Below are 21,142 nucleotides of genomic sequence, written 5' to 3'. Positions count from 1 at the left end.
TAGTTCCCGCTAGAAGTTTCGCTATTGGCTGGTGGTGCCAATCAGACTGGCCGGGCTGGTTTGATTGGCATCTTGCTTCTGGGCTTCAAGATCAACTTGCGGCACGGCGTTAGAGTCACAGTTCGCTTCGGCTTCATAAAGACTTAACAGGTACGCCACCACCTCGGCCGCGCTATAGGTACCTTTTTCACCCAAAATATCGGTTATGTCATAAACGGCATTGCCAGCCGTTACGATCCCGGGTTCTACTACGCCGCCGTCGTCGGTAAGAATGGCCGTGGGCTTGTCAGCGTTGCCGACCACTTGTGATTGTTCGGGGTAGCGCACCTGGCCGAAGCCGACGGTGGAAACGAGGCCGTTGCATAGGCACTTGCGGCCAACGGTGTCTTCTTCTTTGCCACCTTTGCGCACGTAGTCATCTACTGGTTCAGCTGAGCAGCGATAACCCAAAACCCCGTTGGGCCGCAGATATGGAACCCGTAGGTAGCCCAGATCGCATACTCGGTCACGTTGCTGATATACGTCGTCTTCCGAAACCGTGTACGGAACCGAAACTACTTTGAACGGGAAGCCTGAAGACGACGCTCGAGGGTCGGTTTTCACTTTGGCCGTGCCCGCTTGGACTTCGTCAATAACGGTCGATTTCAGCTCGCTCGTCATACCGGATTCTTCACAGAAGGCGAAAACAGTACCTACTTGAACACCTTCTGCTCCAGCGGCTTTGGCCGCTACTACCCCATCGGGCGTGCCGTAAGAACCGGCCAGCCAGAAGGGAAGTCCTAGCTTGGCAATGGCTTCGAGGTCGACTTGGTCGCGCTTGCCATAAATCGGTTCACCAGCGTCGTCGAGCTTCATACCACCACGCGGCGGTGCGTTGTGACCGCCAGCAGTCGACATTTCGACAATTAGGCCGTCGGGGCGAGTTTCAGGGTCACGAGCCAAGAACTTACCCAGCGAAGCCGACGAAACGACTGCGTAGAACTTGGGGCATGTGAGTGGTGTTTCTGGAATGCCTATCGATTCAGGATTGAAGCGAGCATAGAATTCACGGCCCTCGTGGTTGTCTTCCACGTCGAGGCGTAGCGAACCTTCCTTTAGGGCCGTCAGATCACGCAACAAGCGGGGAATGGCCGAGGGAATACCGGCACCCATAATCACGGCGTCGACACCCGCCAAAATGGCACCGTAGGCCGAAGAGGGGGTGTACAGCTGAAGCTTCTCGAGGTAGTTAACGCCAATGGGGCCGTCGTGGCCTTCTTTGGCCAACCACACCTCGCCAAAGTTTGAGATCACCATTAGCTCAAGGTGTGAGCGAGTGGGCTTGGCGGTAAGCATTGGCTGGGGCTTGTAGCCCTGGCCTGGTGGGCGACCTTCTGGTAGGTACCAGCGCTCTAGAACACGTTCGGCCACACCGGGGATGGGAAAGTGTTCATAAGCACGGCGGATGTCACCGGTAGGGTCGCCATCTTGGAGAGTGCGGGCATGTACGGCGTCGATGGCAGTGCCGGAAACCACGCCCATCTGGCCTGCTTCTGCAACTGCTTTGGCTAGCCGCCAACCGGATACTGCTACGCCCATTCCTCCTTGGATGACCAAGGGGTGGGAAGCTGGGCTGTCTGTCATGGTTGGCGAAGCTCCTAAATTGCAACCGTTACCGTTGGCACCCTACGGGCCGTAGCCTACCGATGAGTAGGGGCTTAGGTCACTTTAGTGGTGTAGCAGGCAGAATGTGTGCAACCCCATGGCTTTGAGCGGCGTAAATAGCTTGTCGATAGAGGGAAGTTCCGATGCCTTGGCGACGCAGGTTTGGCTCGACGAACAGGCTTTCTACCCAGCCGAGACGGCCTTCACGATTTATGGTTGCTATTCCGACCACCCGATTCTCACGTCGTGCGGTGACCACAATCACACGCTGGTTCGTGTAGGCCGTGCTCGTGCGAGCGGTGTCACCAAATTGCTCTAGCCAGGTCGCGGCTTGTGGGTCGATGACGGTACTAGTAGTGAGTTCAAGCCCCAGGCCACCCTGCCCTACGACCACGCGACGCCCAAAGGCCACATCGGCGGCGGTTTCCCAAACCTGGGCTTCTTGGTTGTAGCTAAGCAGAGTGAGGAAACTAAAGGTGGTGGTGGCTTGGTAGTGACCAAGTGTGTTTATGGCTGCCGCCAGTGTCGGGTCGGCAGGTTGCGTGCCGTAAGTGGACAGTGCCGGGTCGGCAGGTTGCGTGCTGTGAGTAGACGGTGCTGGCTCGTCAGGTTGCGTGCCGTGAGTGGACGGTGCTGGCGCACGCTGAAAACGGTTGTTGATGGTGATGTGCGGCACGAAAGGACGTTGCGCCCGCTCGGCTTGTTCTGGGGAAACACGGTGGCGGATAAGGGGCCCGGCGTTGAGCGCGGTGTAAAGCGTGTTGAGGTCGGCGGAGGGCGAAACGGCCACGTAAAGCACTCGGTTAGCAGGATAGAAGGTAGCGATAGGGCCTAGTTCGGCGGTCACCGGGCCTTTAGCCAAGGTGGCGCAGTGGCGCAGGTGCGCCAATACTTCGGGTAGCACTTCGTGGCGAAGGTTGATGGGCGGCACCAAGGTGATGTGAGGCTCGATACGGGTAAGGCTGCCGCCGGTGGCCCGGCGCAATCCGTTTATTTCGGTGCGTAGCGGCTCGGGAACCACCAGTGCCACGGCGTAGCGGCCTTTGGGGTTGGTGCTCACAGCGACCAGGCTAGCCAGTACCCGGGTGCGGTGGGTTCCGCCAACCGTGAGCTTTGCGACAGGTGGCTCAAAACCGGCACGATCTTGTTATGAGTTTTCTTCGCTATGCGCACAAAACTCATAACAAGATCGTGGGAACAAAATAGGAGCGGAGGGGGCCCGGCCTTGAATGGCCGAGTCCCCTCTCTTCTTAGGTTGTGTTTACCAATTAGGCAATGCGGCGACGGCGGCTAACACCAACCATCACGGCACCAACCGCAGTGAGCGTGGCCGCCAAGGCAGCGAACAGGCTCATGTTCGAACCGGTGTGAGGTAGACGATCGCGATCAGCGTTGTCGGCATCCACATTCGGGTCGGTTGTCGGCGTGGTCGGGTCGGTCGGCGTGGTCGGAGGAGTTTCTTCCTCGTCTTCGACTTCCACCTCAATGGTGTCGTCGTCGCTACCCTCTGGGTCCTTGTCGTTTCCGGCGATGACCACAGCGTTGGTTAGCTTGGTGCCGCCCGGGGCGGTGACAAGCGTCGTGTAGCTGATGGTGACGGTTTCACCGGGTGAAACGGTTGGGATGACCCAGCTGACTTCACGAGTAGAGCTGTCGTAGGTAGGGGTCGGGCCCGTAGAGCCAGCTTGGAACTCTAAGCCTTCTGGCAAGGTATCGACCACCACTACGCCATTGGCGCTACCGGTGCCCGTGTTACGCACCTTCAAAGTCCACATCACTGTGGTGCCTGATGCGACCTTGTTCACCTCAGCCTGTTTGGTTATTCCCACATTCGGTGTGGGCAGCCAGATACCAGCATCAATGGTGGGATTGATGATGCTTGTCGCGGTGCCTAACTCAATTGCTCCACCCACATACAGTGCCCTATCAGCCGCGGTGACCGAGCGGTTGTTAGGTGCTGTCACACCCACTTCGAATTCAGCGGTAAGACCGGACTGGTCGGCATCTGAGTCAACTGCGACGTTGGAGCCTACGGTCGTATTCGTGAATTCATAGCCGGAAGGGATATTCGAGAATCGAACCCGATATTTTCCAGCAGGCACATCGTCAAACAGGTAGAGCCCGTTGGCATCTGTGGTCGTGGTTCGCGTTACCCATCCCGGACTTTCGCTCAACAGCTCAACAGTTACACCGGGTACACCGGTTTCCGATGGGTCTTGAACGCCGTTGTGGTTGAGGTCGAACCATACGTAGTCACCCACCGCAAAGCGCTGTGGCAACGAGTAGTAGCTCGACGGATCATCGTCGGTAACATCGTCCAGCGACTTGCCGTCTTTGTCCAAGGCTGGGTCGCCGTTGTCAAGCGTTGGGGTTCCAACTACATCGGCCGTGTTTACATAATGCGTCTCGGCAGCGACCTGGTTCTCGGCTATCTCAATGGTGCATCGCATGGTGGCGCCGCGGTTCAGGCTTCGTGGAATATCTGCCGAGGAGGCCTTACCTCCAGCGTTGATGCCATCGTTGGTGATTTCACAGAAAAAGTCTGCGTCACCGAACGCTGGTGTTATACCACCGTGGTCGTCGCCGAGCGTCACGTTCTCAAGACGAGTTAAACCAGTGTTTTCGATTGTATAAATCCAAGTGACCGGACGCCCTTGGGCGATCACAATCTCGTCATTTTGGGAGTCTACGGCGGTGCCGTCGCCCGCCATGCTGTCGGGCCATTCACCATCTTTGGTGACCTTGTCCAGGCTAATATCCGCAAGGTCGCCACCCCAGATACCCATATCCCAGGTTGGGTCAATCAGGCCGGGGAACGTACCTTCTTGGCCGACGTTTGGCAGGTTTACAACACGGGTGTCGTGGTAGCTACCAATTCCGTTCGAGCCCGTCGGATCACGAGGAACGTCGGAATCTCGTGATGAGTCGCTAGTTCCATCGTTCACGTTCTGATAGGTAACTTCATAGCCCGAAGGTGGGTAGAAGCGGACCTTATACGGATCGCCTGGCTGTAGATTTGTGCCGTTGGCATCAGTGGTGAAGAGGTACAGGCCATTGGCGTCAGTGAAAGTGACCGCCACGACTTCTTCGTTACTGTCAATTAGCTCAACTCGAACACCTGGTACGCCAGGTTCGGTGTAGTTGCCCTGTGCATCGGTATTTTGAATACCGTCACGATTGATGTCGTACCAAACCCGATCACCAATCCCAGCCTGTACCGCTGGTTGACCGTTATCCATGGGTTGAACAACGTGGACGTCGACACGTGGAGGCTCAGCGCCAATGGTCAAGCCTTCAGAGATATTTGGTGTCACTGCATAGCCGAAGCTATTGGTCGCCACTGGGCAATCAATTACAGCGCCTGTTGCCTGACGATCAGTGCTTAGAGTCGTGTTACCAGTCGCACCGATGGTGTCTGGCCATCCAGCAGTTGGCACGAAACAGGTGGATAAGTCTTGTCCTCCGTCGGTGTAAGACGGGTCTTCAACTGGGGCCACCATATTATATTCAAAGATTACTTCTTCACCGACCGCCAGTTCGTTCTGGTAGCTCAGCTTTAGCGATCGGTATTGGGATAATTGCGCAAGGTTGGGATCGGCCACCCAATTAGCAGCTTCGATACCAGGCTCGGCACCGACCAAAGCCAAATCAGCCTTACGGTAGGGATTGCCCGAAGTTGAATATTCGACCGACCATCCGCTCTGGACAATTGGGGATACCAATAGTGGCCTGAACTCAGAATTTCGTGCCTGATCGCCACGACGAACACCAGTATCGCCTACATGGGGCAAGATATCGATAATGGTCAGTTCGCCGGAGGGGGTGTTACCCACGTTTCGCACTCGAAGACGCCAGGTCATCTGGCCACCAGGAGTTGTGGTTCCAGCGATATTCCATTCGTCGTCTAGAGCACCCACAACCAGCTTCTCTGACTGAAGATAAGAAACGGCGGGCACGGTAACAGTGTGATCTTTAGAGCACTTACCGTCTACGGCACCTACACCAGCGGCGCCCAGGGTGTTTGTAGTCGCACAGTGTTGAATCACTGGGTTACCGGAGTGCGTGACCACAACCGTATTCACATAAGGACCGGGGGGTGTTGGCATTTTGCCTGGTTCCCAACCTTGTGCCGCTACATCGTAAAGGATGGTGGGAGCGGCCGCACCAGGTGCCAGATCGCCATCAAGAACGAACTTCAGGGGTGTACCGTTAACGCAGTTGGCATCGGTATAAGTAGTGTCCTGTGTCCAAGTGCCAGTCCCACCAGAAGCGAAGCGAACGTTCTCAACGTGGAAGTAGTCATTTGACGGCACACAGTCGGTAACGGTTGGTTTAACTAGGTCACCGGTAGCATCCGCAATGTTTGCCAGATTTATCTCATAGGTGATTTTGCCACCGGGCAACACTTGGTTCACCAAGAACTCTTCCCCGGAAGGGTCCAGCGACTTCTGCGGCGTCGCTTTGGTCAGGTAAGGGTGTGGACCCGGTGCCGAGTCCAGATAGAGGTCTACACACTTGGTGCTTGCGATTTTGCCAATTCGTTCGGAAGAGTCGGCCGAGCTGCTAACGCAGTTCGTAAATACTCCTGCTAACACTTCCGGTTCAGACACTGCGTTGATTGTTCCGGTCAACGACGCTGAGACAGACGAACCAGCCTCAAAAGAACCCACAAGGGTCCAACGTACCCAGCGAACGCCTGACAGATCCTCCGAGCCGGTGTAAGCAGTCCAACCTGCAGTCGGTGCAGTTGAGCCGGTGTCCGTCGAAGTCTCAATCGTCACATTTGTAAGCGAGGAGGGCAAAGAACCAGTAGTAATGCCAGTAAGTGTGAACTGGGCAGGTAAAGGCCCATCAACCATTACGGCACCGGTCAACGGTTGGGTGTCACCATCGCTGGAGTTAGTGTATTTCAGTTCATAAGTTACCGAGTCACCGGCAAGTACATAATATTCATCAGCAACTGACTTGCTTAAGCTGGTACTAACGGGCGGATCGACTAAACGTACATACGCCGTTGCTGGACCAATGTTCTGATTCTCAGAGCCATCGTTATAAGACGCCGTAACGCTGTTGGTCTTATGGGTAAGGGTACCGTTCTCCGCATCATCGAGTTCGTAACCAGTTACGTTGCCAGCATCATTCGGGAAATTAATGCTGTAAGTGAGATTGAAACAGCCCGTTACTGCATCAACCGTTGGATTAGCAGCAGAGCTATTGCTGAAATCGATGTTCCAGGTGATTTCACCATCTACCGAGGTTACCCCGTCGTTGGAAACACCAGTGGGCACCGATGCACCAGGTGGCAACTTATCAACGATCGTGTATTGCATTGCCAAGGTCTTACCGGGTGCCGGGCATACCGAGACGGTGTACGCAACGTTATCGGTACCATCCTGACGTAGAATCACGTCCTGAGAGCCCGACCGAGACTTTGAAAGCTCAGACTGAATCAGCGGAGATTGAATCGTGGGCTTGGGTACCTCAATATTTGTAGAATTAGAACCGCCGTTATCGGTAATTGTCCCAACAGGGCTAATTACGATTGGGTCACCTTTAGGTACCGTGCCCTGGGGTACCTTCAGACGGATCTGAAACTCAAATGAGTCACCAGCATTGAACCCTGCATCAGCGGTAAATTTCCAGGCACCAGAACCATTCGGCGACATTGTTACCGGTGGTGCTGTACCACCCGGCGTCATCGCTAATGGTCCGGCATCAAAGATAAGCGGCTGGCTCTGACTAAAAATATTGGTGAAGGCAAAACCTGAAATGTCGAGCGCGGCACCTACACAATCTGAGCCTTGAGTCGTATCCGAACATTCAAAACTGATCGTGTAGGTGAAGGTATCACCGGGGGCCAATGGAGTTGCAGTTTGCGACGTCTGATCGCGGTCCATCTTCATCTGAACCGCGAAACCGCCGTCAGTTCTTGCCGAAGTCGGTTCGTCAGCCGCTGAAGCAGGAGAAGGACTAATTAATGAATCAAATATAGGAACTACGCTTAGCGTTCCGGCTACTAGCAGCGTTGCTGATAGCACCATGAACCACTGGCGTACCCTTTTGGATACTCGCATTTACAAACTCTCCCGAGTTCTCTCTGCAATGGGGGGACAATGCACGCACTAAAGCGCGCTAAAAGTTTCAGCTCAAAGGCCATTACAGCCAACGGACCTATACTTTCGACCGTAGCTAGGTCGAGGTACCCATGCCAGCATCTGTTATGAATTAGTCCAAAAGTCCTATTTAGTTATTACTAAATAGCACCGATAACGAGACACTCGTCATACTTATTCGAAAATAAGCTTCAAAACACAAATACCTATCTAGCGCCAAAACGCGAAAAACTCCCCCGAGCTTCACGCGCAACACGCATGAAGCCCAAGGGAGCCTTCCCAAAACAGTTACGCTCCGGCAGCGGCCTCGATACGAACTTGTGCTCGACGCATGGCTTCTGCCAACCGTAAATCTGGTTCCGTGGCATGACCCAATGCAGACTCGGCACGAGCCAAAGCCGCCTCAGCTCGTGGTACGTCAATTTCATCGGCCAATTCAGCCAAGTCCGACAAAATGGTCACACGATCATAAGCGCATTCCACAAAACCCTTATGTACCGCTACCACCTGTTCCTTACCGCCCTCGAAAATCACCCGAACCGGGTGAATTTCCAAGTTGCCGATAAAGGGCACGTGACCAGTTTCAAAGGCAATATCGCCAGCTGAAGTTCGGGCAATCACCATGCGCGCCTCCCCCGAGAACAAAATCTTCTCAGGAGAAACAACCTCAACTTGAAGCATGATTAGCTCCCGGCCAGTTGTGCAGCCTTGGCACGAGCATCATCCGCCCCACCAACGTTCAAGAAAGCCTGCTCGGGCAGATCGTCCAGGTCACCGTTAATCAACTGCTCGAACGAATCGACAGTCTCTTCTACCGGAGTGGTAACACCAGGCAAACCGGTGAACACCTGCGCCACATACATCGGCTGTGACAAGAAACGCTGCACCTTACGGGCCCGTGAAACCGTTACCCGGTCTTCTTCGGAAAGCTCATCCAAACCAAGAATGGCAATAATGTCTTGCAGCTCACGGTAACGCTGCAAGACTTCCTGAACCCGACGGGCTACATCGTAGTGACGCTGTCCCACAACCTCAGGTGACAAGATGGTCGAGGTTGAAGCCAAGGGGTCTACCGCAGGGTAAATACCAAGCGCCGCGATGTCACGAGAAAGCTCGGTGGTACCGTCGAAGTGGGTGAAAGAAGTAAACGGTGCGGGGTCGGTGTAGTCGTCAGCAGGCACATACACAGCCTGCAACGAAGTAATCGAACGACCACGAGTCGAGGTAATCCGCTCCTGCAACTGGCCCATCTCGTCCGCCAAAGTTGGCTGGTAACCCACCGCTGATGGCATACGACCCAACAAGGTCGATACCTCAGAACCGGCCTGCACAAAGCGGAAGATGTTATCGATGAACAACAACACGTCTTGCTGCTGTACGTCACGGAAGTACTCGGCCATTGTTAGAGCCGAAAGCGCTACTCGCAGGCGCACACCTGGGGGTTCGTCCATCTGGCCGAACACCAAAGCCGCCTTGTCGAGCACCGAAGTCTTACCATCGCCCATGATGGTTTCAGCCATCTCAATGAACAAGTCGGTGCCTTCACGAGTCCGTTCACCCACACCAGCAAACACCGACACACCACCGTGGTTTGAAGCCACCCGGTTAATCATCTCGGTGATCAGCACCGTCTTACCCACACCAGCACCACCAAAGAGGCCAATCTTGCCACCTTGTAGATACGGAGTGAGCAGGTCGATAACCTTAATGCCGGTTTCGAACATGATTGCCTTAGGCTCAAGCGTGTCGAAATCGGGTGCTGGCCGGTGAATTTCCCAACGATCGGCAACTTCGCCGATATCTTCCACGTCGAGTGGTTCACCCAACACGTTAAACACGTGGCCCAAAACGGCGTCGCCAACGGGCACTGTAATACCTACGCCGGTGTTACGAACTGGGGTCCCGCGGGTTAAACCGTCGGTCGGTTTCAAACACACCGCACGCACACGGCTGTCGCCAATTTGCTGAGCGACCTCAGCCATAACTTCAGTCTCTACCCCATCAACCTTGAAAGTCATGGAGATAGCAGTATTAATTTGCGGAATAGCGTCTGGCGGGAACTCGACGTCTACAACAGGGCCGGCGATGCCGACTACACGCCCATCTTTGGTTTTCGTCCCGGCAGTGTCGGTGAGGGTCATTTAGTGAGGTCTCCTGGACAGGTCAATACGTGACTTGATCGGCTAGCAAATCGTCGTCATAGAGAAAATCGAGCAGCAGATCGTGCACGTCACCCGATTTACCCGACAGTGCCTCGGCACCGCTCACGATTTCCATGATCTCGGTCGTAATTGAATCTTGACGAGCCCGGTTCATTTCCCGGGACAGTTTAGTTATTAGCTCTTCAGCATTATCGGTAGCAGCCTTCATGGCCCGCTGCCGGTTAGCGTGTTCCGAAGCTGCCGATTCGAGAAGCGCGGACAAAATTCGAGCTTCCACATAACGCGGCAACAAAGCGTTCAGCACGCCTTCAGGGGATGGTTCAAATTCGAAACCAGCCAAGGCCTCGCCCCCATCATCGTTTTCTTCTCGTAGTTCCAGCGGCAAGAACCTACGCACAGCCACCTTTTGTAGACCAAGGCTTAAGAACCGAGTGTAAACCAGCTCTACCTGATCAACTTCGGCCGACATGAAAGCTTCGGTGATCTCATTAGCCAGCATACGGGCGTGCTCAAAGCTGGGCGTATCGCTAATACCGACATGCACTGCCTGAATATCATAGTTTCGGAAACGGAAATACGATTCAGCCTTCTTGCCTACGATAATTAACGAATAGTCTTTACCTTCGGCCCGAAGCGCTTGGATTTCACGTTCGGCGGCACGAATAACTGAAGAGTTATACGCACCCGCCAATCCGCGATCAGAAGCAATGACCAAGAAGGCTACCTTCTCGGGATTCTCTACCCGACGAAGCAATGGGTGGTCCGCATCAGCGCCACCATGAGCCAAATCTTGGATCACACCAGTAATCTGCTCGGCATAAGGACGCGCTTCTTGAGCTCGCTGCTGCGCTTTTGCTACCCGCGTCGCGGCGATAAGTTCCATGGCACGAGTGATTTTCTTGGTCGACTCGACCGAGTTAATCCGGCGTCGTAAGACGCGCTCCTTACCGCCTGCCATTACGCCTCGCCACCATCCCGGCGAGTTTCGGTTTCAGGCAACAAACCTTGGCTGCGACCGCTCACGGTTTGATGAGAAGCCTCACCCTGCTCATGAGCTTCAGGGGCATCATGATCGATGTTCGAGGAACGGAACTGTGCGGCGAAAGCCTTAATACCAGCTTCAATCGCATCGCCATCAGCTTCTCCAGCGGCCCGAATACCCGAAAGAATATCGGCATGTCGGCTACGGAACCATTCCAACAGCTCAGACTCGAAACGACGCACATCTTCTAAGGGAATCGCATCTAGGTAACCCAAGGTTCCCGATGAAAGCGACACCACTTGTTCCTCAACCGGCATGGGCGAGTTGAGACCTTGCTTTAGCAGCTCGGTCAAACGATATCCACGATCAAGCTGAGCCTGGGAAACAGGGTCGAGCTCTGAGCCCAACGAAGCGAAAGCTTCAAGTTCACGGAACTGCGCCAAGTCGCCCTTAAGCGTACCCACAGCGCCGCGCATGGCCTTGATCTGAGCAGCTCCACCAACACGAGACACCGACTGACCAACGTTAATAGCCGGACGTACACCCGACTTGAACAGGTCGTCTTCCAAGAAGATCTGTCCGTCGGTAATGGAAATCACGTTGGTAGGAATAAACGCCGAAATGTCGCCAGCTTTAGTTTCAATCACTGGCAGCGCCGTTAGCGAGCCCGCACCAAGTTCATCCGACAACTTGGCGGCTCGTTCCAACAAACGACTGTGTAGGTAGAACACGTCACCTGGATAGGCCTCACGCCCTGGCGGACGTCGTAGCAACAGTGACATTTGCCGGTAGGCCTCGGCTTGTTTGGAAAGGTCGTCGTACACGGCCAGCGAGTGATCGCCTGTGTCCATCCAGTGCTGACCCATAGCGCAACCGGCGTACGGTGCCAAGTATTTGAAAGGCGCCGAATCGGAAGCGGGTGCCACCACTACCACGGTGAATTCCATGGCACCATGTGCGGCTAGGGTGGCTACAGTTTGCGCCACGGTGGAAGCCTTTTGACCAATGGCCACATATACGCACTTAACGCCCAGGCCCTTTTGGTTAATGATGGTGTCAACCGCGACCGAGGTTTTACCAGTCTTACGGTCACCAATTATCAACTCACGCTGGCCACGGCCAATTGGAATCATGGCGTCGATCGCCTTAATTCCCGTCTGGAGAGGCTCGTGTACGGGCTTACGGCCCATAATACCCGGTGCTTGAATCTCCATACGGCGCATGGTGGTGTTAGTCAGTGGACCTTTACCATCTATGGGTTCGCCCAGAGCGTTAACCACGCGACCAAGAAGGCCGTCGCCAACCGGAACCGACAAAATGTCACCGGTTGAACGAACCGTTTGGCCTTCTTCAATGTCGTCAACTTCGCCTAAGACCACGGCACCAATTGACTCTTCGTCAAGGTTCAGTGCCAGGCCAAAGGACCCGTTTTCGAACTCTAAGAGCTCGTTTACTGCTGCGTTCGGCAACCCGGAAACCCGGGCGATACCGTCACCAACTTCTAGAATGCGCCCAACCTGGGTCGCCTCCAAGGTTGGCTTGAAACCTTCAAGGTTGGCCCGCAGTGCGGCCGCAATATCTTCAGTTTTGATGTTCAAGTCAGCCATAGGATCTTGTCGATCTCCTGCTCGGGCTTAGAAAACTTCGCGCAGCTGGTTAAGGCGGCGCCGGACACTGCCATCGATGACGGTGTCTCCTATCTCAGTAACGACCCCACCTAACACCGTGGGATCGACGATGACCTTAAGGGCAACTTTGTGACCTACCTGCTGCTCAAGAGCTGCAGTCAAACGCTCACGTTGATCGGCGCTTAGCTCAACGGCGCTGCGCACATTGGCAACCTTAGCCCCGCTGTGTCTAGCGACACGGTTCACAAAAGCATCAATGATCTGGGAAAAGTCGCTCATACGGTCAGTTGCTACGAGCAGCGAGACAATACCCACTGTGGTGCTCGCGGCTGATGAGCCCAGCAGATCTTCGACAATTTGTTGACGTTTAACGGTTGGGATCTCGGGATCACCGAGCCCTTCACGCAGTTCGGGTGAACCTTCAAGCGCACGAGCGAAGCGGAAGAGCTCGTCTTCAACCCGCTCATGATCGCCTTCGGCCCGGGTCACAGCGAAGAGGGCTTCAGCATAAGCCGAAGCTTGATCTTCGAGCATCACAGCCTCCCGATGGTGGTCGAACCAAGCCTCTGCATTAGTTTGCAGACCCGACCTGGTTGATGTAGTTCTCAATCAATTCGCTCTGCGCCGCAGCATCGAGGTTGTGTTGTACAACCTGCTCAGCAGCACCGACCGCCAACTGAACAACGTCGGCACGCAAGTCGGAGAGAGCTTGAGACTTGATTGATTCGGCATCGGCATTGGCCTTTGCACGGATGTCAGCAGCCTCAGCATCGGCAGCCGCCTTTTGTGAAGACCGGTAGGCCTCGGCAGCAGCACGTGCTTCGTCCATGATTCGAGCCGACTCAGCTTCAGCATCGCCCAAAGACGCACGATAATCGGCCGCAGCCGCTTCGGCATCGAGGCGAGTGCGCTCGGCAGCTTCCAAATCTTCACGAATTCGGTCGCTACGAGCCTGCATAGCTTTGGTAATCAGGGGGAAGGCAAACTTGATACCAACACCCAACAACACCAAGAACGCAATGGTGACCCAAATCAGCTCAGCTGGGTCGGGCAATACCGGGTTCGGTGCCTCAATGCATTCTTCAGCAGCATCTTCAGCCTGGGCATAGGCTTCGGACTCGCTCATTCCCCCAGCGATCTGGGTGTGGAGCTCGTCTGCCACTTCAATAATACAACTACCAATGCTTTCTGAAGCGCTGGCAGGTGAGGCGAACCCAAACATGGTGACGACGAGCAAGGCTGTCGCCACGAGGGCATTTCGGATACGCACTATTGGTCTCCTAAGCGAACTTGAGCAGAATAAAGACCACGAAGCCGATAAGGGCCAACGCTTCAGCGAAGGCAATACCGAGGAACATATTGGTCTGGACGGTACCAGCGGCTTCAGGCTGACGAGCCATGGCCTGTACCGCCTGGCCTACGAGGTAACCGATACCGAGACCTGGGCCAATGGCAGCCAGGCCGTAGGCGACACCGGAGTAGAGGACGCCTTGGGCCTTTATGTAATCCGCACCGGATACGGCGATTTCCTGAGCAAGAACAGACAACATTGTGGTGTTGGTCTCCTGGATGTTTGGGGTACTACCTAATTTGGGAGATGATATGCGACGGTTTGTCGCGGGTTTGGTTTATTACCGTGATGCACGTTGACAAGCGAACTTATCTACGCCGGACATTAGTGCGCGGGGTTAATCGAACCACCAATGTAAACGCCGGTTAGGACAACGAAGATGTAGGCCTGCAAGAAGCCAGCCAACACTTCAAAGAGCCACACACCTAAGAGCATGGCGAACGGGAAAGGCAGGAACACGGCGTACCATTGCCCAACCCAGAGCGAAGCCGACAAGACAGCGAAGGTGGCCAAAAGAATGTGACCGGCCATCAAGTTGGCGAAAAGACGAACAGCGTGCGAGAACGGCCGAATCGCAAAGGTTGAGATGAACTCAATCGGCGTAACCAACACGTAAAGGAACTTGGGCAACCCTGGTGGGAAAAGGGCGTTGCGGAGGAAACCGCCCAAGCCTTGCACCTTGATGGCCTGGTAGATCCACACCACGTATACCAACAAGGCCAGGAACAGTGGACCTGCCATCCGGCCCGTCGAGGGCAAGATAATAGGTGGGATAACACCGGCCCAGTTGTTTAACAGTACGAAGAGGAACAAGAAGAATAAGAACGGCGTCCACACCAGACCGGCGGGGCCCATGGTTTGCATGATGATGCCGTCGCGGATGAACTGCACGGTGAGCTCGGCCACGTTTTGGGCACCAGTTGGCACCAAAGCCTTCTTACGTCCGGCGTAGAACACGAAGCCAAGGATCACAATTACGCTCAGGATGTTGATGAGCACAATCTTGTTGATGGCTAATGGCGTGCCGTCTAAGAAGATGTTCGGCCATTCAAAGAGATGGCTAATTGGGGGGAACGCTAGTGCGAACACGGGATGTGGTTACTCCTTGAGTTCCGAAGTAGCTGACGCAGTTGGTTTAAGACCTGGGTATGCCAGCGAGGCAGACACATAACGAGCCTCCCAAAAGAGGAGACCTAAGTGGGTGATGATAAGAGTTAACCCCATTGCGATGAGGTTTACCCAACTGAAATCTTTTACAAGTAGTACGGCTACCGTAATGAGACCTAAACGAAGGATGTAACCAAAGAGGGCTGCACCCATCACAAAGGCCAAAGAAATTCTTCCGGCGTAAGTTAACATAGCCGCGCTGAGCAGGAAGTTTAGAATTACTAAGCCCACTCCAAAAGCGGTTGACAAGGCGCCTGGTACGCCCCAAATTAGGCCGCCGATCAGAATGAGGACTGGGGCGACCTTAATCCCCCGCTTGGCCATGTCGCGAGCAATTTCACCCTCGGGTGAACGTTCATCGAACCTGCTCAACAACACGTTGTTGCTCATGGGAACACCTCTGCCCCATGGCCGTGCGTGGCATCAATGGCATTCATGGCATCGTTGCTAACGCTCTTATTGACGGCGCCGTGCTGAGCCGAAGTGTGCTCTTTTGCAGCCATTTCCGCTTCGAGTTCAGCTTCAAGTTCCATAGCACGTCGTTCCCAACGCGACGGAGGAACCGTTCGAGCGGCGGCCTTAGCGTGCCGTTGTGCTTCATCGTAACGCATTTGGGCTTTGTATCGCCATATCACCAGGCCAACCACGGTAGAGAGTGACAATACGGCGAAGGTGATGGTGAGGAAGGGCGTGAACCCTAAACGGCGGTCAAGCCAAAAACCGAAGAGGCCAAAAATAGTGGGTGAGCCCACCAGTTCAAACGCGATGGATAGGCCGTCACCATAAGTTCTAGTTGGTTCGCTTACTTGCGAGGACTCCACTATGTGCCTTTAGCCTTGGCTGCCAAGAAGCGTTCAAAACGCTTGTGAACGTTTGCGCAATCTATGAATTTTTAGCGCTCGATGCAAATCGGTTTGGTGTTTTCCCAGCTCAAAGAGGGTGTCCTTCGGCACAAGCGCTGCGAAATTCCCCCAACCAAATTCGCGGGAAATTCGAGTGTCAGCTCGCATGATAACTGGCTACTTTCCCGAACGAATCCCCGGGTGAAACAAGGTATAAAGCGCTAAAGCTAAAGCCGCAATACCGAGGGCCACTATCCCATTACCGGTGCCGTTATAGGCCGGGTACAACACGAAACCAGAAAGAATAGCGGTCCAGGTCCAAAGAATCGCCACGCTGCGCCACTGTCCATGTCCTAACCGCATGAGTCGATGGTGAAGATGGTTTTTGTCGGGTGCGGCGGGGCTGATCCCCGAAAACGCTCGGCGGATGATGGACACCCCGGTATCGATAATGGGAACTCCCAAAATAACAATCGGGATAAACAAGGGGGCATAGAAAAAGAAGGTTTGACCACTGAAGGGATCGGCGGTGCGACCGCCCACCGAGATTGTGGCCGCCGCCAGCATTAGACCCAGCATTAAGGCACCGTTATCGCCCATCATTATCTTGGCCGGATGCACGTTCCAAGGTAGAAAACCAATGCACATGCCAAAAAGAATGACTGCCAACAGTGGCCCCAAGCTGTAGCCCTCAATCAGGCCGTTGTTCACCAACAAATCGGAGTACATAAAGAAGGCGGCGGCGGCAATGGCCACAATGCCTGCTGCTAAGCCGTCTAGGCCGTCGATAAAGTTGATGGCGTTCGCCATACCCGCCACCCAAAGCACAGTGAAAACGGCTGAAAGATCGGGCGAAAGAACATATAGGTCGCCGAGGCCCAGGCTTTCACCAAAGGGAATACGAAAGTTCAAAATCGTGACGCCAGCCAACGATAATATGCTGCCCGCCAGCACAATGCCCGCTGCTTTAGCCGGTGCCGAAAGCCCGTCGTGGAGTGATTTCGGGCTAGCAGCCGACTTGCGGTACTCGTCGCCACTGCCCACCGCGTGAATCACAAAAACCGCAATGATCAGGCCTAAAGCCTCGGTGCTAACGTCAAAAACCAGGTCGAAGCTGCCGCTGCCCCAAGCCGCCAACATTCCAGCCCAAAAGCCCACCAGCATGCCCACTCCGCCCAAAGTGGCCAAGGGCCGGGTGTGCACTTTGCGTTCGCTGGTGGGTACCACCAAATTAAATCGACGCGCGACCGCCAAGGTCAGCCCAGTAGCCATCCAGGTGGTCACGGTAGTAACACCAAGCACCAGCCAATATGGCCCCCAGCTATTCATGTGTCACTACCGTTTGAATATTCTTCGACGCCCAGCTGCCTTACCCAGCTTGGCCTACGGATAAGGAACGAACTTGGCACACAAGGCAGCCACCTCGTCACGAATCTGTGCCAAAGCACTCTCGTCACTGCGGTTACGCAAGGCCCGGGTGATAAGTGAAGCAATAATCTCCATCTCGGGTTCCTGCATACCTTGAGTGGTGACAGCCGGAGTTCCGATGCGCAACCCACTGGTCACAAACGGTGAACGTGGATCGTCAGGGATAGCATTCCGATTAAGCGTGATACCGGCGCGATCGAGCACCTCTTGCGCCGCCTTACCGGTGAGCTCGGCGTCGAATGGCCGCAGGTCAAGCAACATTAGATGGTTGTCGGTACCGCCCGAGATTAAACGGAAACCAGACTTACCCAAAGCGTCAGCTAAAGCTTTAGCGTTGGCCACAATCTGACGGGCATAAACACCAAAATCGGCGTGTGCAGCTTCACGGAAAGCAATGGCCTTAGCCGCGATCACATGCTCTAGGGGGCCACCCTGCAACCCAGGGAACACGGCTTTGTCGATAGCCGCCGCGTGTTCGGCACGAGTCAAAATGCATCCGCCACGAGGGCCACGCAAGGTTTTGTGGGTCGTGAAGGTGACGACATCGGAATATGGCACCGGGTTGGGGTGCACACCCCCGGCAATCAAGCCCGCAATGTGGGCAGCGTCGAACATCAACAATGCACCCACCTCATCAGCAATTTCACGCAGAGGCTCAGGTTCGATGATCCGCGGATACGCCGTGGCACCAGCCACGATCATCTTTGGTTTGGCACTAATGGCAACCTCACGAATGGCGTCGTAATCAAGACGTTCATCGCTGGGGGTCACTCCATAAGGCACAAAATTGTAGAGGCGACCTGAAATATTCACCGGGGAACCATGCGTTAGGTGGCCTCCATGGTCGAGACTCATACCCAATACCGTGTCGCCAGCTTCCAAGAATGCCAGGTAGACGGCCAAGTTGGCGTTGGCGCCAGCATGAGGTTGCACGTTGGCATGTTCGGCACCAAAAAGCTCGCACACCCTCTTGCGGGCTAGGTCTTCGGCCTCGTCAATGACCTGGTTACCGCCATAATAACGCTTACCGGGATAACCCTCAGCGTATTTGTTGGTAAGGACCGAACCCGTAGCCGCGATGACCGCCGGTGAGGTGAAGTTCTCAGAGGCGATCAGTTGGATAGTGGTGTTTTGGCGTTCAAGTTCGCGATCCAGAATTTCACTGAGTTCAGTGTCGGGATCGTTGGTGGATGGCCAGGGCATCAAGACTCCTCAATGGCTGCAATTTGATCTAACCGGCGCTGGTGGCGACCGCCTTCAAAGGGTGTGGCCAACCAAAGCTGAAGGATTTCTTCGGCTAGCCCTTCTGCCACGATACGCCCTCCTAAAGACAGAACGTTGGCATTGTTGTGTTCTCGAGACATTCGAGCTGTATACAAATCATTGCAAAGTGCTGCCCGGGCACCCTTAACTTTGTTGGCAGCAATCTGTTCACCCTGTCCACTACCCCCTATCACAATGCCGCGCTCGGCCTGGCCAGCTACTACGGCACGGGCAACGTCGGCACAAATGGGCGGATAATCAACCGACTCCAGAGAGTCGGTACCAAGGTCGATGACTTGAATTCCCTGAGCTTCCAACACGCTCTTCAAGTGCTCTTTTAGTGTGAAACCGGCGTGATCGGCCCCAATAGCAACAACCGAGACGGCCTCTGAAGCGGCGGTATCGGCACTCACTGACGATGATTTTTCTGCGGGAGATGGTTCTGTAGCCACGGGCGGATACTAGTAAGTGCCCGAACAAATCTCACGATCGCGAGCACCCCTATCTCGCCGGTGGCGAAAACCGACTAGACATTAGGGTTGTGAAACCACAATCTTTAAACCCACGCACTCCGGTGGTAGTAGGTGCTGGGCAGCTAAACCTCACTGGCGATGAGGCAGTTGGTGAACGTACCGACCCGATTCGTATGATGGCAGAAGCTACCCGACTTGCAGCCGCTGACGCTGGTGCCAATTCATTAATCGACAAGCTGACCTCGGTACGGATTGTGAACATTTTATCGGTTCGCCACCCCAATCCGGGCCGTGTTCTGGCGGATGAACTAGGTGTCAACCCGCACGATACGGCGTTGTCACCAGTTGGTGGAAACAGCCCCCAGAGCCTGGTTAACCATGCCTGTATAGATCTGCTTACCGGCAGCGACGAAGTTATTTTGATCGCTGGTTGTGAACCGTGGCGCACGCGTCAAAGCGCACAACGATCGGGCCAAGCCCTACCTTGGATTCCAGCCGACCCTGACATGAAACGGGCTCGACGAACCAGCCCCGAGATGGCCATGAGCCACGAGGCTGAGATCGCCTTGGGCATTGGTATGCCTATTCAGGTTTACCCCATTTTTGAAACGGCTATTCGAGCCGCTTCTGGCAACAGCCCCGAAGAGCATTTAACCCAAATTGGAGAACTCTGGTCGCGTTTTGCTGAAGTCGCAAAATCGAACCCCTATGCTGCTGAACAGGGCGGATTCAGCGCTGAAGAAATTATTACTCCAAGTGCCTCCAACCGCTGGATTGGCTACCCGTACACAAAATGGTTGGTGTCGAACGACCGGGTCGATCAGTCTGCGGCGCTGATATTAACCACGGTTGAAACGGCCAATGCCCTTGGCATTTCGTCTGACCGTTGGGTGTTTCCACACACCGGGACTGACACCGCCGAAGCACTGGTGTCACAACGTGACCGTCTCGATCACTCCCCCGCCATTCGCATTGGCGGACACCGGGCACTAGAGCTTGCCGAAGTTGATGTAGACGACATCGCCCATCTAGACGTTTATTCTTGTTTCCCTTCGGCCGTGCAAATTGCTGCTACCGAGTTGGGCTTGGGCCTTGATCGTCAACTAACCGTGACCGGCGGACTAACTTTCGCTGGTGGACCGTGGAACAACTATGTCACCCATTCCATTGCCACCATGGTTAACAAGCTACGTGAAGACGCTGGCTCGAAGGGCTTCATTACCGCGAACGGCGGCCTCATCTCAAAACACGCTTTTGGGGTGTATTCGACCACCCCACCAACCGACAATTTCCGTTACGAGTACCCCCAAGATGAGGTTGATGCCATACCCGGTCGCGAAGTGAGTATGGACTATGAAGGCCCAGTAAACATTGAGGCTTACACCGTTCTACACGACCGCGACCTAGCGCCCAGCCAGGCTATTTTGACGACTCTCAACCCCGAGGGCGAACGACGCTGGGCTACCAGCGACGATGCCGATACCATGGCGTGGCTGGTGGCTAATGAGGGTGGCGGACATTCAGCAGTAGTCCGTGAGAACAGCCTTCACCTAAATCTCTAGGCGATCGCGACGCTACAAAGCTTCTACCTAACTCGAAGCGGTGCCGCCGCGGTTTAACCGCGGCGGGCCCGACTAGCGTTCGGCGCGAGCGTTCAGAATGGTCAGAACCTTGTCACGAGCCTTGGGCATTTCGTCAAGCAACTGCTTAAAGGAGCGGGCGTCGAAGGCGGCCAGAACCATGGGCGTTTCAGCCACCACGGTGGCGTTGCGAGGAACGTGACCGATCAACGCCATTTCACCCACCATCGTGCCAGCATGCAATGAAGCCACATGGGTTCCCGAGGCGTAAACCCCGGCGGTGCCTTCAACGATCACATAGCAAACATCACCCACGCGACCTTGTTCGGTGAGCTCGGCCCCAGCTTCGGCGTTGACTTCTTTGGCTAAGGCGGCAACACGGGCTAGTTCATCAGCGGTGAAACCCTGAAAAAACTCGACCTCAGATAGCCATTCGGCATCGGCCTTTGCTTTGCGACCAAACATTGGGACCCCCAAAGATAAACTTGTTCGGCCTCATGGCCGCATGG

18 protein-coding genes are annotated in these 21,142 nt (G+C 54.8%); 1 reads left to right on the top strand and 17 read right to left on the bottom strand.

Annotated features, from left to right (window positions below):
- Nucleotides 1-21: 21 nt before the first annotated feature.
- The 16 genes from WC184_10825 to rpiB form a co-directional block, all read right to left on the bottom strand.
- Nucleotides 22-1,623, bottom strand: a complete 1,602-nt coding sequence (locus WC184_10825; GenBank protein MFA7478365.1) for a nitronate monooxygenase — start codon at nucleotides 1,621-1,623, stop codon at nucleotides 22-24.
- A gap of 79 nt (nucleotides 1,624-1,702) precedes the next feature.
- Entirely contained in the window at nucleotides 1,703-2,704 is a 1,002-nt protein-coding gene (locus tag WC184_10820) for a GNAT family N-acetyltransferase (GenBank protein ID MFA7478364.1), read from the bottom strand.
- A 208-nt stretch (nucleotides 2,705-2,912) separates the two neighbouring features.
- On the bottom strand, nucleotides 2,913-7,718 hold the full coding sequence (locus tag WC184_10815; protein ID MFA7478363.1) for an SdrD B-like domain-containing protein: 4,806 nt from the start codon (nucleotides 7,716-7,718) through the stop codon (nucleotides 2,913-2,915).
- Between the two features lie 327 nt (nucleotides 7,719-8,045).
- Nucleotides 8,046-8,438 carry an ATP synthase F1 subunit epsilon gene (gene atpC, locus WC184_10810; GenBank protein ID MFA7478362.1) on the bottom strand — a complete coding sequence of 131 codons (393 nt, stop codon included), beginning with the start codon at nucleotides 8,436-8,438 and terminating at the stop codon, nucleotides 8,046-8,048.
- Nucleotides 8,439-8,440: 2 nt separating this feature from the next.
- Nucleotides 8,441-9,898: a F0F1 ATP synthase subunit beta gene (gene atpD / locus WC184_10805; protein MFA7478361.1), complete on the bottom strand. Its 1,458-nt coding sequence runs from the start codon at nucleotides 9,896-9,898 to the stop codon at nucleotides 8,441-8,443.
- Between the two features lie 22 nt (nucleotides 9,899-9,920).
- Complete coding sequence (locus WC184_10800; GenBank protein ID MFA7478360.1) at nucleotides 9,921-10,877, bottom strand: F0F1 ATP synthase subunit gamma; 957 nt, start codon at nucleotides 10,875-10,877, stop codon at nucleotides 9,921-9,923.
- Nucleotides 10,877-12,508 carry a F0F1 ATP synthase subunit alpha gene (atpA, locus tag WC184_10795; GenBank protein MFA7478359.1) on the bottom strand — a complete coding sequence of 544 codons (1,632 nt, stop codon included), beginning with the start codon at nucleotides 12,506-12,508 and terminating at the stop codon, nucleotides 10,877-10,879. The genes WC184_10800 and atpA overlap by 1 nt, the downstream gene beginning before the upstream one ends.
- A 27-nt stretch (nucleotides 12,509-12,535) precedes the next feature.
- The gene (gene atpH, locus WC184_10790; GenBank protein MFA7478358.1) at nucleotides 12,536-13,063 is read right to left on the bottom strand and encodes an ATP synthase F1 subunit delta; all 528 of its coding nucleotides are present in this window, start codon (nucleotides 13,061-13,063) and stop codon (nucleotides 12,536-12,538) included.
- Between the two features lie 37 nt (nucleotides 13,064-13,100).
- On the bottom strand, nucleotides 13,101-13,799 hold the full coding sequence (gene atpF, locus WC184_10785; protein MFA7478357.1) for a F0F1 ATP synthase subunit B: 699 nt from the start codon (nucleotides 13,797-13,799) through the stop codon (nucleotides 13,101-13,103).
- 10 nt (nucleotides 13,800-13,809) lie between these two features.
- The gene (gene atpE, locus WC184_10780; GenBank protein ID MFA7478356.1) at nucleotides 13,810-14,079 is read right to left on the bottom strand and encodes an ATP synthase F0 subunit C; all 270 of its coding nucleotides are present in this window, start codon (nucleotides 14,077-14,079) and stop codon (nucleotides 13,810-13,812) included.
- 125 nt (nucleotides 14,080-14,204) lie between these two features.
- Nucleotides 14,205-14,969, bottom strand: a complete 765-nt coding sequence (gene atpB / locus WC184_10775) for a F0F1 ATP synthase subunit A (protein MFA7478355.1) — start codon at nucleotides 14,967-14,969, stop codon at nucleotides 14,205-14,207.
- Nucleotides 14,970-14,978: 9 nt separating this feature from the next.
- Nucleotides 14,979-15,437: an ATP synthase subunit I gene (locus tag WC184_10770; protein MFA7478354.1), complete on the bottom strand. Its 459-nt coding sequence runs from the start codon at nucleotides 15,435-15,437 to the stop codon at nucleotides 14,979-14,981.
- Nucleotides 15,434-15,868, bottom strand: a complete 435-nt coding sequence (locus WC184_10765; protein ID MFA7478353.1) for an AtpZ/AtpI family protein — start codon at nucleotides 15,866-15,868, stop codon at nucleotides 15,434-15,436. Before WC184_10765 ends, WC184_10770 begins: the two co-directional genes overlap by 4 nt.
- Nucleotides 15,869-16,066: 198 nt before the next feature.
- Nucleotides 16,067-17,218, bottom strand: a complete 1,152-nt coding sequence (locus WC184_10760) for an MraY family glycosyltransferase (protein MFA7478352.1) — start codon at nucleotides 17,216-17,218, stop codon at nucleotides 16,067-16,069.
- Between the two features lie 54 nt (nucleotides 17,219-17,272).
- Complete coding sequence (glyA, locus tag WC184_10755) at nucleotides 17,273-18,520, bottom strand: serine hydroxymethyltransferase (protein MFA7478351.1); 1,248 nt, start codon at nucleotides 18,518-18,520, stop codon at nucleotides 17,273-17,275.
- Nucleotides 18,520-19,032, bottom strand: a complete 513-nt coding sequence (gene rpiB, locus WC184_10750) for a ribose 5-phosphate isomerase B (GenBank protein ID MFA7478350.1) — start codon at nucleotides 19,030-19,032, stop codon at nucleotides 18,520-18,522. The genes glyA and rpiB overlap by 1 nt, the downstream gene beginning before the upstream one ends.
- Nucleotides 19,033-19,121: 89 nt before the next feature.
- Here rpiB and WC184_10745 point away from each other — a divergent pair, with 89 nt between their 5' ends.
- Complete coding sequence (locus WC184_10745) at nucleotides 19,122-20,615, top strand: acetyl-CoA acetyltransferase (protein ID MFA7478349.1); 1,494 nt, start codon at nucleotides 19,122-19,124, stop codon at nucleotides 20,613-20,615.
- A 72-nt stretch (nucleotides 20,616-20,687) separates the two neighbouring features.
- On the opposite strand, the gene WC184_10740 is transcribed toward WC184_10745, so the two are convergent.
- Nucleotides 20,688-21,098 carry a cyclic nucleotide-binding domain-containing protein gene (locus tag WC184_10740; protein ID MFA7478348.1) on the bottom strand — a complete coding sequence of 137 codons (411 nt, stop codon included), beginning with the start codon at nucleotides 21,096-21,098 and terminating at the stop codon, nucleotides 20,688-20,690.
- Between the last annotated feature and the right edge of the window lie 44 nt (nucleotides 21,099-21,142).

The sequence above is a fragment of the Acidimicrobiia bacterium genome, assembly GCA_041676705.1.
Classification (GTDB): Bacteria; Actinomycetota; Acidimicrobiia; order Acidimicrobiales; family SKKL01; genus Actinomarinicola.
The sequence above is the reverse complement of the archived record's forward strand: the minus strand, read 5'-3'. Positions and strand labels throughout refer to the sequence as shown.

What these genes read in the sequence shown, in the direction of transcription:
- WC184_10825 (MFA7478365.1), bottom strand. Translation starts at nt 1,623, where the DNA reads ATGACAGACAGCCCAGCTTCCCACCCCTTGGTCATCCAAGGAGGAATG.
- WC184_10815 (MFA7478363.1), bottom strand. Translation starts at nt 7,718, where the DNA reads ATGCGAGTATCCAAAAGGGTACGCCAGTGGTTCATGGTGCTATCAGCA.
- atpC (MFA7478362.1), bottom strand. Translation starts at nt 8,438, where the DNA reads ATGCTTCAAGTTGAGGTTGTTTCTCCTGAGAAGATTTTGTTCTCGGGG.
- atpD (MFA7478361.1), bottom strand. Translation starts at nt 9,898, where the DNA reads ATGACCCTCACCGACACTGCCGGGACGAAAACCAAAGATGGGCGTGTA.
- WC184_10800 (MFA7478360.1), bottom strand. Translation starts at nt 10,877, where the DNA reads ATGGCAGGCGGTAAGGAGCGCGTCTTACGACGCCGGATTAACTCGGTC.
- atpA (MFA7478359.1), bottom strand. Translation starts at nt 12,508, where the DNA reads ATGGCTGACTTGAACATCAAAACTGAAGATATTGCGGCCGCACTGCGG.
- atpH (MFA7478358.1), bottom strand. Translation starts at nt 13,063, where the DNA reads ATGCTCGAAGATCAAGCTTCGGCTTATGCTGAAGCCCTCTTCGCTGTG.
- atpE (MFA7478356.1), bottom strand. Translation starts at nt 14,079, where the DNA reads ATGTTGTCTGTTCTTGCTCAGGAAATCGCCGTATCCGGTGCGGATTAC.
- WC184_10770 (MFA7478354.1), bottom strand. Translation starts at nt 15,437, where the DNA reads ATGAGCAACAACGTGTTGTTGAGCAGGTTCGATGAACGTTCACCCGAG.
- WC184_10760 (MFA7478352.1), bottom strand. Translation starts at nt 17,218, where the DNA reads ATGAATAGCTGGGGGCCATATTGGCTGGTGCTTGGTGTTACTACCGTG.
- glyA (MFA7478351.1), bottom strand. Translation starts at nt 18,520, where the DNA reads ATGCCCTGGCCATCCACCAACGATCCCGACACTGAACTCAGTGAAATT.
- WC184_10740 (MFA7478348.1), bottom strand. Translation starts at nt 21,098, where the DNA reads ATGTTTGGTCGCAAAGCAAAGGCCGATGCCGAATGGCTATCTGAGGTC.